The organism is Hominibacterium faecale, assembly GCF_020734085.1.
GTDB lineage: Bacteria > Bacillota > Clostridia > Peptostreptococcales > Anaerovoracaceae > Hominibacterium > Hominibacterium faecale.
The window spans coordinates 1-15,088 of the sequence record NZ_JAJAGH010000021.1 but is presented as its reverse complement, the minus strand read 5'-3'; the positions used below and the strand labels follow the sequence as shown (position 1 = coordinate 15,088).

At 47.0% G+C, this 15,088-nt stretch carries 11 protein-coding genes; 4 read left to right on the top strand and 7 right to left on the bottom strand.

From position 1 onward, the window contains the following. Positions 1 to 95 precede the first annotated feature (95 nt). Together LG211_RS19520 and LG211_RS19515 are read left to right on the top strand one after the other, a co-directional pair. On the top strand, positions 96 to 1,604 hold the full coding sequence (locus LG211_RS19520; RefSeq protein ID WP_148399065.1) for a sodium-dependent transporter: 1,509 nt from the start codon (positions 96 to 98) through the stop codon (positions 1,602 to 1,604). Position 1,605: 1 nt separating this feature from the next. Then, on the top strand, positions 1,606 to 1,734 hold the full coding sequence (locus LG211_RS19515) for a methionine/alanine import family NSS transporter small subunit (RefSeq protein ID WP_148399066.1): 129 nt from the start codon (positions 1,606 to 1,608) through the stop codon (positions 1,732 to 1,734). A 118-nt stretch (positions 1,735 to 1,852) separates the two neighbouring features. Here LG211_RS19515 and LG211_RS19510 read toward each other — a convergent pair whose 3' ends face one another. The 5 genes from LG211_RS19510 to LG211_RS19490 all read right to left on the bottom strand — a co-directional run bounded on the left by LG211_RS19510 (position 1,853) and on the right by LG211_RS19490 (position 8,016). Continuing rightward, positions 1,853 to 2,035: a FeoB-associated Cys-rich membrane protein gene (locus LG211_RS19510; RefSeq protein WP_148399067.1), complete on the bottom strand. Its 183-nt coding sequence runs from the start codon at positions 2,033 to 2,035 to the stop codon at positions 1,853 to 1,855. Further along, the gene (gene feoB / locus LG211_RS19505) at positions 2,032 to 4,050 is read right to left on the bottom strand and encodes a ferrous iron transporter B (protein ID WP_269478268.1); all 2,019 of its coding nucleotides are present in this window, start codon (positions 4,048 to 4,050) and stop codon (positions 2,032 to 2,034) included. The genes LG211_RS19510 and feoB overlap by 4 nt, the downstream gene beginning before the upstream one ends. Positions 4,051 to 4,230: 180 nt before the next feature. After that, positions 4,231 to 4,443: a FeoA family protein gene (locus LG211_RS19500; protein ID WP_148399069.1), complete on the bottom strand. Its 213-nt coding sequence runs from the start codon at positions 4,441 to 4,443 to the stop codon at positions 4,231 to 4,233. 363 nt (positions 4,444 to 4,806) lie between these two features. After that, positions 4,807 to 7,746 carry an AAA family ATPase gene (locus tag LG211_RS19495; protein ID WP_269478267.1) on the bottom strand — a complete coding sequence of 980 codons (2,940 nt, stop codon included), beginning with the start codon at positions 7,744 to 7,746 and terminating at the stop codon, positions 4,807 to 4,809. A 45-nt stretch (positions 7,747 to 7,791) separates the two neighbouring features. Further along, on the bottom strand, positions 7,792 to 8,016 hold the full coding sequence (locus LG211_RS19490; RefSeq protein WP_148399073.1) for a DUF739 family protein: 225 nt from the start codon (positions 8,014 to 8,016) through the stop codon (positions 7,792 to 7,794). Between the two features lie 223 nt (positions 8,017 to 8,239). On the opposite strand from LG211_RS19490, the gene LG211_RS19485 reads away from it, so the two are divergent. Then, complete coding sequence (locus LG211_RS19485; protein WP_253020202.1) at positions 8,240 to 8,770, top strand: LexA family transcriptional regulator; 531 nt, start codon at positions 8,240 to 8,242, stop codon at positions 8,768 to 8,770. Here LG211_RS19485 and LG211_RS19480 read toward each other — a convergent pair. Beyond that, positions 8,765 to 9,562: a helix-turn-helix transcriptional regulator gene (locus LG211_RS19480; RefSeq protein WP_253020203.1), complete on the bottom strand. Its 798-nt coding sequence runs from the start codon at positions 9,560 to 9,562 to the stop codon at positions 8,765 to 8,767. The genes LG211_RS19485 and LG211_RS19480 overlap by 6 nt on opposite strands. A 128-nt stretch (positions 9,563 to 9,690) precedes the next feature. On the opposite strand from LG211_RS19480, the gene speB reads away from it, so the two are divergent. Beyond that, positions 9,691 to 10,575: an agmatinase gene (gene speB / locus LG211_RS19475; protein ID WP_269478266.1), complete on the top strand. Its 885-nt coding sequence runs from the start codon at positions 9,691 to 9,693 to the stop codon at positions 10,573 to 10,575. Between the two features lie 208 nt (positions 10,576 to 10,783). Here speB and nifJ read toward each other — a convergent pair whose 3' ends face one another. Next, the gene (gene nifJ / locus LG211_RS19470) at positions 10,784 to 14,314 is read right to left on the bottom strand and encodes a pyruvate:ferredoxin (flavodoxin) oxidoreductase (protein WP_148399009.1); all 3,531 of its coding nucleotides are present in this window, start codon (positions 14,312 to 14,314) and stop codon (positions 10,784 to 10,786) included. Between the last annotated feature and the right edge of the window lie 774 nt (positions 14,315 to 15,088).

Sequence of the window (15,088 nt, the reverse complement as noted above, 5' to 3'; positions counted from 1 at the left end):
TGTTGAATACTCATAGCGAAATCGTTGACTTTGCAACATCCCTTTGATATAGTGTGATTGTTGATTTTATTACTTACTTAAGGAGGAATTGAACTTTGAAAGATCGAGACCAATGGAATTCGAAAGTGGGCTTTCTGCTGGCTGCCATCGGATCAGCTGTAGGCCTGGGCAACATTTGGAGATTTCCGTATGTTGCCGCAACCAACGGAGGCGGCGCATTTTTGCTTCCGTACTTTTTCGCAATTATTACTGCAGGTATTCCGATCCTGATTCTGGAATATACCATGGGAAAAACCTTCAGGGGCGGCGCTCCCGTCACCTGGGCGAGGATGAACCGGCGTTTTGAATGGCTCGGATGGTTCCAGGTTATGATCGCTTTCATCATCGCAGTTTATTATTTTGCAATTGTCGTCTGGGTAGTCAGCTACATAGGCTTTTCCTTTACCCAAGCCTGGGGCGCGGATCCATCTTCATTCTTCGTTGAATATCTGGGTCTGACCGACAGCGCGCTGAATTTGGGCGGAATCCAGACCAGCCTGATCATCCCCTTTGTCATCATCTGGGCAATCGCGGCCTTTATCATGTACAAGGGTGTCAGCAAGGGAATTGAAAAGGCATGCAAAATCTGTCTGCCGATTCTCTTCGTACTTATGCTGGTCCTGGTAATCAGAGGCGTTACACTGCCAGGAGCCGTTGACGGACTGGAATATATGTTTAAGCCTGATTGGAACGCGCTGAAAGATCCCAGCGTATGGGTAGCAGCTTACGGGCAGATTTTCTTCAGCCTGTCGATCGCCTTTGCCATCATGCTGGCTTACTCCAGCTATCTGCCGAAAAAGACCGACGTTGTCAACAGTGCCTTTATTACCGCCACTGCCAATCATGGATTTGAACTGTTCGCCGGAATCGGTGTGTTCAGTATCATGGGCTATATGGCGATGATGCAGGGCGTTCCTGTAAGCGAAGTCGCAGGAGCCGGCATCGGACTGGCCTTTATGACCTTCCCAACTGCCATCAGCGCTCTGCCTGCTCTAAACGCCTTATTTGGAATCTGTTTCTTCGGTGCTCTGTTCACAGCTGGAATCACTTCTCTGATTTCCATTTTGCAGGCCGTAGTCTCCGGATTCCACGACAAGTTTGAAATGAGCCACAAAAAGGCGGTTACAGTCGTTATGGTTCCGGCTTTTCTCCTCAGCTTCCTCTTCATCACAGGCGCGGGAATGAATATCCTGGATATCGTCGATGCCTTTATCAACAACATTGGTATCGCCAGCGCCGGGGTTATCGAAGTCATTCTGGTTACCAGATTCTTCAATCCGGAAAAACTGCGTCAGGAAGCCAACGAGTTTTCCAACTTCAGCATTGGAAGATGGTGGGTATTCTCCCTGAGGATCGTAACCACGGTTGTCCTGGGCATTATGCTCTTCCTCAATACGAAGGATTACCTTTACAACGGCTACGGCGAATATGCTTCCGCCGATGTCAATGTATTCGGCTGGGGAACCATTCTCTTCGTTATTGTCATCGCTGATGCTTTGACGACGATGAAGGGCAAGGACGGCTATCGCGATCTGGACAAAATTGCCTATAAGGAGGTAAACTAATATGAGTACTGGTGCGATTATTATGATGCTCATTGGTTGTATTGGCCTTTGGGGAGGATGTGCGCTGGCAATTACCATCGCGTTCAAGCACAGCAAGAAAAGACAAAATGAGAATGATACCAAAGAGTAAGCTTTATTCCAACTTGGGGCAGGATCGGACGATTCTGTTTCAAGCCTTGAAATAAAAACCCCTGTATAGAAAAACTGCTCCGCTATGAGGCGAGGCAGTTTTTCTTTTCTAATTGAAGTTATTTGTTTTGTGTATGGGCACAGCCGCACTTACGCGCATCTTCCCGGTGATGATTTCCCGAGCAGCTTCCTGCGGCCGGACAACCAATACATTTGGCGCCCTTTTTCTTAGCTCTGACGATGTAAGTAATGGCGGCTCCTACAAGAATTAGGATAACCAGAGCAGTGATTATATTTATCATGCTGTTCCCCCCATTTCATGTTTATGCAAAGAATATTCTTTATCAAACTTCTTGTTGGCCCTGAAAGCGATTGTAACGACCACCGCTGCCATTACCAGTATTGCAATGAGGCCCGGTATGAAGCCGGTTCCCAGGCTGCCCGTGGTAACCAGCGTGCCAAGCTGATAGATGAGGAAGGCTACTGTATAGCCTGTTCCAAACTGGAGGCCGATTCCGGCCCACAGCCATTTCTTATTCTGCATTTCCGCATTCATAGCGCCGATGGCGGCAAAGCAAGGAGGCGTATAAAGATTGAACATCAGGTAGGCCAGTGCAGCTGCAGATGTCAGGCCAAAGATTGCCGCCACTTCGGTTGCACCGCCTGTCAAGGCCAGCTCATCGGTATCAATAAAGTTGGTAACGCCATAAACAACAGCCAAAGTACCGACAACATTTTCTTTTGCGATGAAACCAGTTATCGCTGCCGCCGCCAGCTGCCAAACGCCAAATCCCAGAGGAATCAGCAGTACAGCAAAAGGAGAAGCTATAGTTGCCAGAATGGAAGTATCCTCCATTCCCTCTTCTACTACTTGGAAGCTCCAATTAAAGGTCTGCATAATCTGAACGACTGCGTTGCATACCAGAATAATGGTAGCCGCCTTGATAATATATGCTTTGGCACGTCCAAGCATGGAGAATGCCGCTCGTTTGATGCTGGGTCCTTTGTATTCAGGAAGTTCCATGATAAAAAAGGATTTCCTATACCTGTGTCCGGTGATGTATTTTACAACCAGCGCCCATAAGAAAATCAACAGGATGCCTACGAAGTACATGGTAGGCCCAACCCAGGGAGCATCGGCAAAGAAGGCGCCGGCAAAGAGGGCGATGACAGGCAGCTTGGCGCCGCAAGGCATGAAAGGCGTCAGCATAGCCGTAGCTCTTCGTTCTCTCTCATCTCGGATGGTTCGCGCCGCCATGATTCCCGGAATGGCGCAGCCGGTGCCGATGATCATGGGAATGATGGATTTACCGGAGAGTCCCACTCTCTTGAAAATCGGGTCCATTACGATGCTGACACGGGCCATATATCCGCAATCCTCCAGGAGTGCAATCAGGAAGTACATAACCATAACCAGGGGAAGGAATCCCACGACCGCCCCTACGCCGCCTACGATACCGTCTGCCAGCAGTGCCTGCAGAATCGGCGCGCTGTTTTCCAGAAGACCCGCCACAAATCCCTGGAAAGTTTCGATCCAGCCCACAAGCCAGTCTGCAATCAATGGTCCAAGCCATGTCTGAGAGATATAAAACACGGTCCACATCACTGCCGCGAAGATGACGATACCTGCGACCTTATTTGTAAGAATCGCATCAACCTTATCTTGCCACGTTCTTTCCTTTGTCAGCACCTGGCGCGTTTCGACCTCTTTAACGATCCGATTTACGAAAGCGTAACGCTTTCTGTCTTCTGCTTCTACCTGAGCTTTGTCGCGAAGGTCAATCTCGGCCTGGATGTAAGGAGCGTTCTGTCCCTTGCCTTTAAGGGCCTGTGCCGCTTTTACGACCTCCATCAACCCTGTATCTGCCGAAGATGTGGAAACAGTTTTTATGACAGGACATCCTAATTTCTTCGACAAAAGATCCACATCGATTTTTGTCTTTTGTTTTTCATTGATATCGCTCTTGTTTAAGGCCACTACTACAGGAACTCCCAGCTCCAGCAGCTGCGTTGTGAAGAACAGGCTGCGGCTCAGATTTGTTCCATCCACAATATTGACGATGACATCCGGATGTTCGTCCCTGACATACCCGCTTGTAATACTTTCTTCGGGCGTAAAGGGAGACATGGAATAGGCGCCCGGCAAATCAACCGCAATCAATTCCGGTCCTTTGCCGCAAAATTCCTTTTTGATGGGCGTTTCCTTCTTTCCTACTGTCACCCCGGCCCAGTTACCTACCCGTTCGCTTTTCCCCGTCAGCGCATTGTACATAGTCGTTTTACCGCTGTTTGGGTTGCCTGCTAAAGCAATTCTCATTTTATACCTCCTTGTTTATCATTTTGGTTATTCTCAACTAACTGTATCTCATAAAAAAAATTCCCTTTGGAAACGTTATTCGCGCTTCGCGCTCACTTTCACAAGGTGAACTTTTTTGAAATACAGGAAATGCTACGCAATCGATATTTCCTGTATTATAAAAAATAGTGATTCCAATCGCTATATTAAAATCGCTTGTGCGAGACTGTTATCGAAATTATATCGTCCGTCCTTAATGGAAACCACACATCCTCCTCCCAGATGGGATATGACGGTGATGGGCTCGCCGCTGTAACATCCTAGTGTAAAAAGAAACGACGACATTTCTTCATCATTAGTCTGAACATCTCTGACAATATAAGTTTCTCCTGTGCTGGCATCTTTTAAATTCATAATCGATTCCCCCTTGCTTTCTAAAGCAGCTGCCTATGCACCTGCTGATCTATGTTGCTTGTTTTTCGGTTAGTTATAACTTACCACATCTTTCTAAGGCTGTCAATCGTTTCTTTGTTTTTTTATTCCTGGGTAATAGTGCAGTCTTTCGTAGATGAAAAGCAGATCCAAGCCTCAGTATCAGAATGCCATAGAAAATGACCATACTTGAGCGTTTTTACTGCTCTTGTATGGTCATTTTTCTGTTTGAGCCAGCTTGAAGCCGTCACTGGGAATCTACCTGTTTTCATAACTTCCTAAATGAATTCTTCAAGCTGTGCCCTTCTTTTGTTTTGTACTATTTATGGTGTTGCATGCAGCTTGCTATTTCACTCTTACCTTCTTCGTCTTGCTGTAAGCGCCATAGTAAGTTTTGCCGTCAATTGCCTTATAAGCGCGTACTTTTACGGTGTAAGTCTTGCCTTTCTTCAATTTCTTGATGGTCTTGGATGTGCCGCTTACTTTCACAGTCTTATACTTCTTAGCGCCTTTTACTTTATACGCAATCTGATATTTGGCTCCGGACTGAGCTTTCACCTTAACGGTCATCTTTTTCTTGCCGGCTTTCAGGCTCTTGATCGCTCCTTTTGCCGGTTTGATTGTGAAGGTTTTGCTGATGGAACCGGAGTAATTTCCTCTGGCTGTGATGGTTACCGTTGCTTTGCCGATCGCTTTGTTGCCGCTGTAAGCTACCGTGTACTCCGTTCCTGCAGCCAGTGTTCTTCCGGCAGCAGTCACATTCACAGGCTGGGTGATGGCCTTGCCTGTATAAGTCTTGTCGGAAATTCCTGATACGGAGGCACCGGATATCGATCTGGCTACGATCTTAAAGTTCACGGTCTTGCTGCCTGTATAGGCGCTGTTATTTTTGGCAACAACTGTTACAGACGCAGTGCCCACACTGCCATTGTCCTTAAAGAACAGATCATAGTTGTCAGCAGTTACTGCGTTTCCAGCTTTATCCTTAACGCTTACGGCTGGCTCGATGGCACTTCCGGTGTAAATCTGATCCGCTACGGTTACAGAAGCGTACATCAGTTTCTGTGTATCTGCTTTTTCTTTTTCTGCCGCAGCTTTCTGATCCGCATAGGCCTGCATCAAAGCGCCCAGCTCATCATATCGTTCTTTAAAGGTCTTTTCTGCCGTTTCCGCATCAGCGATATGGAGCTGATTATATGCCTCGATAGCTGTCTCCACAGCCTCTGCATTTTCGTCGGTTACTTCTTCCACTGCTTGAACAGCTTTGAAAGCCGCTTCTGCTTCGTTGAAGGCTGCCTGGCCGATTGCTTCCTGATAGTCTTTAATGGCTGCTTCTGCTGCCTCTAATGTATCGCCATTGCTTACTTTGTCTGCCGCATCCGTATCCAGTTCTTTCAGCTCATCGTAAGCAGTTCTTGCCGCCTCTGTATTTGCCAGCACCTCGTTTGTAATGGCATCGGTATCTCCAATTGCATCGATCAGTGCATCAACATAAGCAGCTTCCGCTGTCTGCAGGTCGCCAAACGTATCGACGTCTGCCTGGGCATCTTCATCCAGCAGATTGTTATAAGCGCTTCTGGCCTCACTCAGCGCCTGTTTGTCGGCTACGCTTCCGGTGATTGGAGCCGGAAGATTTTTGATCAGTTCTTTTACATGGTCAATGGCCGTATCAAAATCGGTGATGACGGTTACTGCTCCGTTGTAAAGAGCCATGATCTCAGCAGACACCTGGCCCTGCTGCATTTCTGAAAGAGCTTCGTATGCGGTTTTAACCTCTTCAACCACAGTTTTATTTGTATAAGCAACTGGTTCTAACTCGCCGAGCTCCTCTGTTACCTTTGTTTCAAAATCGGTCACCGCCTTGGCCGCTGTGTCATAATCGGATCTGGCTGTTGTCAAATTATTAGCGTTTGTAACACTTGATGACGCTGCCGAAGAAATTTTGTTAAATTCTGCTTCTGTGGTTTCCAGCTGTGCCTTTTTGGTTACATAGTTGTCAGCATCAATGGTACCCAGATCTTTGATCAGCCCAACTACTTCAGATGCTTTGAAACCGTCATAAGCCGTTCTTGCATCTGTCAGCACCTTCAGGTTTGTAATCGCATCATCCTCTACTCCTGCAGCATTGAGCTGGGAATAGAGTTCTTCCGCTTCCAGTAAAGCATCGTATTTTTCATTGTAGTCGCCAATTCTAACGTCTCCAATGGCATTGATCTTCTCAATCAGCGCTTTTGTCTGATCGTCCAGAGCCTTGCTTGTGGGAATCTTATCGATAGCCTCTTTTGCCTCTGCCAAAGCAGCTGCCACCGCTTCCATGGAATCCGCATTGTTAATGGCTGTTTTTCCATCGTTCTTTGCATCTGTTACTGCTGTCTGCTGGTCAGACGCATAATCATCGATACTGGCAACGCCTTCCGGGAAGTATGCGTCCAGTTCTTTTGCAGCTTTCTCCTGCTCGCTTGCCAAACTTTTTTCAGCGGTTGTCTTGATGGCATCGATTGTAGACTGGAGAGTCGTATATACCCCATCCATCTCCGCGTTTACAGCTTTTCCATCTACTTCGGTCTTTGCAGCCTCCTTGGCCTCTGTGACCGCAGTCTGCTCGTCCTGGTCGTAATCATCCAGGCCGTTCGCTGCCTTTTCCGGGAAATAGGAATCGATCTCCTCCTTAACCGCAGCTTTATGCTCTGCAATCGTGTCCTTGGCATCTATGGCTGCAATCGCTTCTTCCTGGAGCTTGATGATATCCGCTGCCGTAGAGCCGCCTGCAAATGTGGCGTTACTAATTGCGTCCAGCGCATTGGTTCTGAGCGTTTCAACTTCGCCCTTAACAGTAGTATCATAATCCGCTTCCTTTGCCGCTTCTTCTCCATTGGTTCCCCAATAGCCGGTCAGCGCATCGGTTGCCGCTTCTTTGGCTTCGTCAAATTTATCTTCTTTGGTTTTAACCTGATCGATCTTTCCTTTGGCTGCATTAAGGGCCTCGTCAACTGCATCTGTTGTCACAGCCTCATCGATGGCGGCATTGCCTTCAGACCGGATTTGATCAATTGCTGCTCTGCCTTCGTCATCAAAATCGCTGTGTTTCTCACCGCTATTTCCCCAATAATACTTCAGATCATCCTTAGCATCTTCTTTTGCTTTCGTAAGCTGGGCCTCATCCGTCTGCTCAACGCCGGCCGGCGCCGGAGCATCTTTCGAAGCCGTCCCTGCGAACGCTAACGACGGAAACATTGTCACCGCCATAGTAAGGGACACTACTGCGGCAATCAGCTTCTTCTTCATAAGTTCATCCTCCTTTAAGTTACGTTTTATAGTTGTTTAGTTTTTCTAAACCAACGGAGTAAAAAAATATTCCGGTATGCGTTCCGGCGGGATTTCAAGAATATCAATCGCCAGTACATCAATTTCTTGTTGTGTGAATTCCGCCCGGTTACTCATCTTTAACGAGTACGCACGCTCGGAAATGCCCAGGGTTCTGGCTACGTCTCCATAGGACAGACCCTTTGCGTAAACTCCGCTTATAATTTTGGAATAGTCAAAAACACAAGTCATAACCGTACACTTCTTTATCCGTAGTTTAGTTTATCTAAACCAATTATACTATGCCCTCAGGAAAAGTCAATCGTTTCTTGCTCCATGTTCCCGCATTTTTTGATGTCACTGATTTGGCGCAGGTTATGGACCCGTGTAAACATTCCGTGATATTATCGGCTAAAAGTTGATGTTTTGGGCAAAGAATATTATAATAAAGAAGTATTTGAAAGTGGGTGTATACATGGTAGAAAAAGTTGATTTTTCGAAACGGCTGAAGGCGGCCATCGACGAAAAAGCGATTCGGCAGACTGAGCTTTGCCAAAAAACCGGCATCGGCAAAAGCGCAATGAGCCAATACCTCAGCGGTGCATTTAAACCGAAGCAACAAAATTTATATAAGCTGGCTCAGGCTTTGGGTGTTTCTGAGGCCTGGCTGATGGGATACGATGTTCCAAGGACGCGCCAGGAGGACTCCGGCAAAGAACAGGACACGTTTTATTTTTTGGCTGAAGACGACAGCATGATCGGCGCTCACATCCCTGCCGGGGCCCGCGTTTTAATCAAGCGAAGCCAGCATATAAAAAATCAGCAGATCATCGCCTGTATGATGGATTCTGCCATTCAACTGCGCCGGTTCAACAAGATGGGCGAACACGTGATCCTGACCCCTGAGAACAGCGGTTATTTACCTGTTGTTATCACTGAAAAAGAATTTGATGCCCAGGAAATCACCATTCTGGGCGTTGCCAAACAAATCATAATCGATTTATGAGCGCCCCAGATATTCAAGAAATCCTTTCCGCAGGAAAAGAGAGATCAGCTGCGTCCGGGATTTGACTTCTGTTTTGTTAAAGATATTGGAAATATGGCACTTGACCGTATTGGGCGAGACGTGGCGCCGGCGGGCGATTTCTTCGGTAGAAAGCCCCTGGCAGATCAGCTCAATGACCGCTCGTTCCTTGGTAGTTATACCGTAGTGGTACTTGAGCAATCGGTCAACCGCTTCCTTATCTTTACTATGTTTTTCCTTATCCGAATTGAGCACATTCTGCAGATGGGGAAGCAGCCTTTCCAGAATATAAAGATCTCTTTGGGAAAAATCACCCTTACGTTCGCTTTTGTACAGGGTCACAGCTCCCATCAGCCGGCCGGCGCTGATGACCACCACCCCGGCCACGCTGCTCAAATCAAACTTTGACAGGTATTCCCTATAGAACTGGGAGCCCTTTCGAATCTTGGCGTCAATCAAATCCGACTCCCGATATGCGAGAGATTCGTGATAGGCAAACAGCCAGCTCACGTAGTCAATCTCGTAATACTTGGTCTCATACTCCCTTAAAAACGCCTCTTCCTTTTCCTTATCAAAAATGCTGACCACCACCGGGTCAGTCAGGGGATGCCGGGAAGGCCGGTCATCTTTCGCCAAATTAAAATCTGCCAGATCAAATTGAATCAAAGCCATCAGCCGCGTCAAAAAGGCCTTTCTCATGGCCGCAGCATTACCAATGCCATAGAGCTCGGCAACCAGATCGTTGAGCAATTCCCATTCTTTTGTGTTCAGCATATTTTTTCGCTTTCTTTCTAATACTTTCCTACTAGAGAAATCCAGATTTCTACTACTTATTGATGTTTTTTCTATCATATAATACCCATATACTTATGTCAAACAAAGATATTTTGGAGGTAGAAATTATGAACATTCCGTATTGGCGGGAAATTTATACGACGAACATCAACCAGGCCGACGTCTGTGTCCTGGGTATTCCTTTTGATGGAGCGGCCAGCGTGGGCAAGGGCGCTGCGCTGGCGCCGGATGTGATTCGAAACTGCACGAAGGTCCTGCCGCCTGTCAACAGCGCCGGGACTCGCTTTCCTGAGGTAAGGGTTTATGATGAGGGAGATGTGGAGTTTTCTCTGGATTGGGGAAAATTTTTCGAACAGGTGGAGCATCAGGCTCTCAAGCTGATGGAATCAGGCAAGTTCTGCATATTCATCGGCGGCGACCATTCTGTCACCATTCCCCTGGCAAAGGCTTACGCCCAATATAATGCCGGCAGAAAAATCGGATTTATCCATTTTGATTCCCATCCCGATCTTTGCAACGAATATGAGGACAGCCGCTGGTCCCATGCCTGTCCTTTGAAGCGGGTGGTGGATGAGCAAATCGCGCCGCGGGATCTGGCGCAAATTGGAATCCGCTCTTATGAAAGCGAAGAGCTGGATTTTTATCAAGCCCATCCTGAACTTCTGCTGATCAAAGCCCAGGATATCTTCAAAAACGGCTATCAGGAAGCGATCGAGCAGATCATTGCGCACTTCAAAGGCTATGATGCCATCTATCTGACCCTGGATATCGATGTGCTGGATCCGGCCTATGCGCCAGGCACCGGAACGCCGGAAGCGGGCGGCTTGTCATCGAGGGAGCTGATGGAACTCATCAACCAGTTGATGGACCGGCTGCCCATCACTGCCATGGACCTGGTGGAAATTTCCCCGTCTCTGGATACGGTCAACCAGATTACCTCCTGGGCCGGGGCCAAAATTATTTATGAGGTTCTGGCAAAGTTTGCCCTGTAAAGATGAAAAATCATCGCAAACTTAGACCAAAACAAGCTGGAGCGATCATTTTGCTTTTCACCTTTTATTAATCTAACCAAAAGAGGGCCCTTCGGGCCCCCTTTTTTCGCCTGCCTTAATCCCCCAAAGCAAAGAAACCGCAACATATGCACGGTTTCTTCACTGGTATTATTGTGTAGAAAGGAATTTAATCCCTTATACTACAAATTTATTTCCTCTCCGCCAGCTGTTTGTAGCCGTCATATCTTTCCTTGGCATCTTCCTCCGTCATCGTAAACAGTTTATCTGCGATTTCAGGGAATTCCTTAGCGAGTGAGGAGTAACGAACCTGACCCATGATAAAGTCTTTAAAGCTTGCATTTGGTTCTTTTGAATCCAGAATAAACGGATTCTTGCCTTTTGCCTTCAGTTCAGGATTGTACCTGTACAGATGCCAGTATCCGGCTTCCACTGCATCCTTGATATTTTCCTGAGATTTTCCCATGCCCTTCTTCAGGCCGTGGTTAATACATGGCGCGTAAGCGATAATCAAGGATGGGCCGTCATAGGCCTCCGCTTCGATCATGGCTTTCATCAGCTGATTTTTGTCTGCACCCATGCCAACCTGTGCTACATAAACATAGCCATAGGACATAGCCATCATACCCAGATCCTTCTTCTTAATTCTCTTTCCGGAGGCAGCAAATTTAGCAATCGCTGCAGCCGGTGTCGCTTTTGACGCCTGGCCGCCTGTGTTGGAGTAAACTTCGGTATCAAATACCAGAATATTGATGTTTTCGCCGGAAGCCAGCACATGGTCCAGACCTCCGTAACCGATATCGTACGCCCAGCCGTCGCCGCCCAGAGCCCAGATGGATTTCTTAACCAGATAATCTTTCAAATCCATGATTCTGTCACAAAGCGCTCTGACAACGTTATCTGTCGTTTTCATATGTTCAATCGCTGCAACGACTTTATCACTCTTTTCTCTGGATTCTTTACCGTCTTCCTTGAATTCCAGCCATTCTTCCATGGCCTCTTTCAAGTTTTCGTCAACATCCAGCTCCAGCAGGGCTTTCATGTTATGCTCGATCTTTTCTCTGTGTTGCTTGGAGGCCAGCGCCATACCATAGCCGTATTCCGCATTGTCCTCAAACAGGGAGTTGGCCCATGCAGGACCTCTGCCGTTCTCATCCTTGCAATAAGGCGTGGACGGAGCGGACGCACCCCAAATAGAGGAACATCCCGTTGCATTGGCAATCAGCATTCTGTCTCCAAAGAGCTGAGTCGCCAGCTTGATATACGGCGTCTCGCCGCAGCCTGCGCAAGCGCCGGAGAATTCAATATATGGTTTTGCGAACTGGCTTCCCTTAACGGTGTCAGGAGAAACTCGCTTGTCTTTTCTCGGAATATCGATACCATAATTCCAGTTTTCCGTTTCCTTGATTTCCTCTGAGAAAGGCTTCATAACCAGAGCCTTTTCCTTGGACGGACAAATATCCGCACAGTTTCCGCAGCCTAAGCAATCCAGCGGTGAAACCTGCATTCTGTACTGGAGACCTTCCAGACCTTTGCCCTTGGCTTCCGCTGTAATAAATCCAAATGGCGCTGCAGCCTTTTCTTCTTCGTCGAGAAGCATTGGTCTGATAGCAGCATGGGGGCAGACAAAGGAACACTGGTTGCACTGAATACATTTTTCTGCATCCCATTCCGGCAGCATAATCGCTACGCCGCGCTTTTCATAAGCGGCCGTACCGGACGGGAATGTACCGTCTTCAATGCCGTCAAATGCGCTGACCGGCAGATCATCGCCTTCCTGCTTGTTCATTGGGATCAAAATTTCTTCAATAAATTCAGGCAGTTCTTCATATTTTTCTTTTGGATCTTCCGCGTGGGCCCAGCCTTCGGGAACGTTGATCTTCTTGATCGCAGCAACGCCCATATCGACTGCCTTGCAGTTCATATCAACGATATTCTGTCCCTTCTTTTTGTAGGTCTTGTCAATTCCTTCTTTCAGGTATTTGATCGCTTCATCAACCGGCATTACTTCCGCCAGCTTGAAGAAAGCCGCCTGCATGACCATGTTGATTCTGCTTCCCAGTCCTACTTCGCCTGCAATCTTCCAGGCATCTATGATATAGAAGTTGATATTCTTTTTTGCCAGGTCTCTTTTTACCTTTGCCGGGAGCTTTTCAGCGATTTCTTTTTCCGAATACATACAGTTGAGCAGGAAAGTGCCTCCCTTTTTCAGGTCTTTGAGCATATCGTACTGTCTCAGATACGCCTGATTATGGCAAGCTACAAAATCCGCCTGATTGATCAAATATGTAGACTGAATCGGATGCTCACCAAATCTCAGATGGGAGATGGTAACGCCGCCGGACTTCTTGGAGTCATAAGCAAAATATCCCTGGGCATAAAGGTTTGTTTTATCACCGATAATCTTGATGGCTGTCTTGTTGGCGCCAACCGTACCATCGGAACCCAATCCCCAGAATTTACATTTGATGGTGCCTTCCGGTTCTCTGGCAATTCCTTCTGTGTACGGCAGCGATGTTCCTGTCACATCGTCCTCGATACCAATGGTAAAATGATTCTTTGGCTTTTTATGATACAGATTGTCATAAATGGCGTGAACCATCCCAGGAGTTGTATCCTTGGATCCCAGGCCGTATCTGCCGCCGTATACTTCCGGTGCGTTTCTTTCACCGTAAAGCATGGTCTTAACATCCTGGTAAAGCGGCTCACCGAGAGCGCCCGGCTCTTTGGTTCTATCTAAAACAGCAATTCTTTCTACAGACTTTGGAAGAACGTCCATAAAATATTTCTTAACAAAAGGTCTGTAGAGTCTTACTTTAATCAATCCTACTCTGTGGCCTTCTGAAATCAGCTTGTTCATAGTTTCTTCAATGGTTTCACATACAGAACCCATAGCTACCACAACGTTCTCAGCGTCCGGTGCTCCTACATAGTCAAAAGGCTTGTAGCTTCTCCCGGTTAGATCACTGACCTTATCCATATACTCTACTACGATTTCCGGAATGCGCTCATAAAATTTATTAGCAGCCTCTCTTCCCTGGAAGAAAATATCCGGATTTTGGGCCGTACCTCTGATTACTGGATGTTCCGGATTGAGGGCTCTTTCTCTGAATTCCTGAACTGCATCCCAATCAACCAGTTTCTTAAAGTCATCATATGCGAAAACTTCAATTTTCTGTATCTCGTGGGAAGTTCTAAATCCGTCAAAGAAATGCAGGAACGGTACTCTACCTTTAATAGAAGCAAGGTGCGCAATACCGCCTAAATCCATAACTTCCTGTACGGATCCGGAAGCCAGCATGGCAAATCCCGTCTGACGGCAGGCCATAACGTCGGAATGGTCGCCGAAGATACAAAGAGCATGGGTGGATACGCTTCTTGCCGCAACATGGAACACGCCCGGCAGCAGTTCACCCGCGATTTTATACATATTAGGAATCATCAGCAGCAGACCCTGCGATGCAGTAAATGTAGTCGACAGAGCGCCTGCCGCCAAAGAGCCGTGTACTGCTCCGGCCGCTCCGGCCTCGGACTGCATTTCCGCAACTTTTACAGTCTGTCCAAAGATATTCTTTCTCCCGTAAGCTGCCCATTCATCTACGACTTCTGCCATGGTAGATGATGGTGTAATCGGATAGATGGAGGCAACATCTGTAAATGCGTACGAAACATGTGCCGCAGCTGTATTGCCGTCCATTGTCTTCATTCTTCTGTGTGTCATTTTTCCCTCCAAACAATAGTACCACTATTATATTTTTTCACAATATACGTTATACTTTACCGCAATAAAATATAAATGTCAAGGATGTACTAAAAATTATACAAAATACACAAAAAAACTTGAACCTCAGTAATTGCAAGGATTTGCAAATTTTTTAACAATGTTTTCTTTGCAAATAAATCGTTCGAATAGTTCGTATTTTTCCTATCGCTGCAGAACAGTTCTGTATGCATATTATGAATAACTTATACATCGTCTATTCCCTATTGAATTTTTTCCTTCTCATTCCGCAGGGGAAGCTCGGGAAGAGTGGGATACTTGGGGAGCCTGTCAGCAACGCGCAAGTATCAGTATAAACACATTTATCCAGATATCCTGACCGGTTTGGATACATTTCGTCTTAACGGGCTATTCACCTCCTGGAAGAATATCGGGATTCAGAAAAAGAGCTTCTCTTTCAATACTTTTTTGGCGAGCGCAGGGACCAGCCCATCGGAAAACTATCAAAATTGAATAAAAGCGAGCGGAATTTTGATAGCTCCACTGCTGGCAAACCATCTGCAGGCTGGCTGGCCATGAAAAACGATCAAAATTTGCGCGTGTAGCCCTTCGGTCTGATACTTTCGCCCTTGGGCATGTGCCACACCACGATGCCACCCAGCCGGTCTGCGGCCGCCCCCTCCCGGCCGGCCCAGGCCAAAAAAAGACCGCCGATAACCGGTGGTCTTTTTTAATATCAATCTTTAATTACTCGATGATCTCGGATACGACGCC

What these genes read in the sequence shown, in the direction of transcription:
- nifJ (WP_148399009.1), bottom strand. Translation starts at nt 14,314, where the DNA reads ATGACACACAGAAGAATGAAGACAATGGACGGCAATACAGCTGCGGCA.
- LG211_RS19510 (WP_148399067.1), bottom strand. Translation starts at nt 2,035, where the DNA reads ATGATAAATATAATCACTGCTCTGGTTATCCTAATTCTTGTAGGAGCC.
- LG211_RS19480 (WP_253020203.1), bottom strand. Translation starts at nt 9,562, where the DNA reads ATGCTGAACACAAAAGAATGGGAATTGCTCAACGATCTGGTTGCCGAG.
- LG211_RS19515 (WP_148399066.1), top strand. Translation starts at nt 1,606, where the DNA reads ATGAGTACTGGTGCGATTATTATGATGCTCATTGGTTGTATTGGCCTT.
- LG211_RS19495 (WP_269478267.1), bottom strand. Translation starts at nt 7,746, where the DNA reads ATGAAGAAGAAGCTGATTGCCGCAGTAGTGTCCCTTACTATGGCGGTG.
- feoB (WP_269478268.1), bottom strand. Translation starts at nt 4,050, where the DNA reads ATGAGAATTGCTTTAGCAGGCAACCCAAACAGCGGTAAAACGACTATG.
- LG211_RS19485 (WP_253020202.1), top strand. Translation starts at nt 8,240, where the DNA reads ATGGTAGAAAAAGTTGATTTTTCGAAACGGCTGAAGGCGGCCATCGAC.
- speB (WP_269478266.1), top strand. Translation starts at nt 9,691, where the DNA reads ATGAACATTCCGTATTGGCGGGAAATTTATACGACGAACATCAACCAG.
- LG211_RS19490 (WP_148399073.1), bottom strand. Translation starts at nt 8,016, where the DNA reads ATGACTTGTGTTTTTGACTATTCCAAAATTATAAGCGGAGTTTACGCA.
- LG211_RS19500 (WP_148399069.1), bottom strand. Translation starts at nt 4,443, where the DNA reads ATGAATTTAAAAGATGCCAGCACAGGAGAAACTTATATTGTCAGAGAT.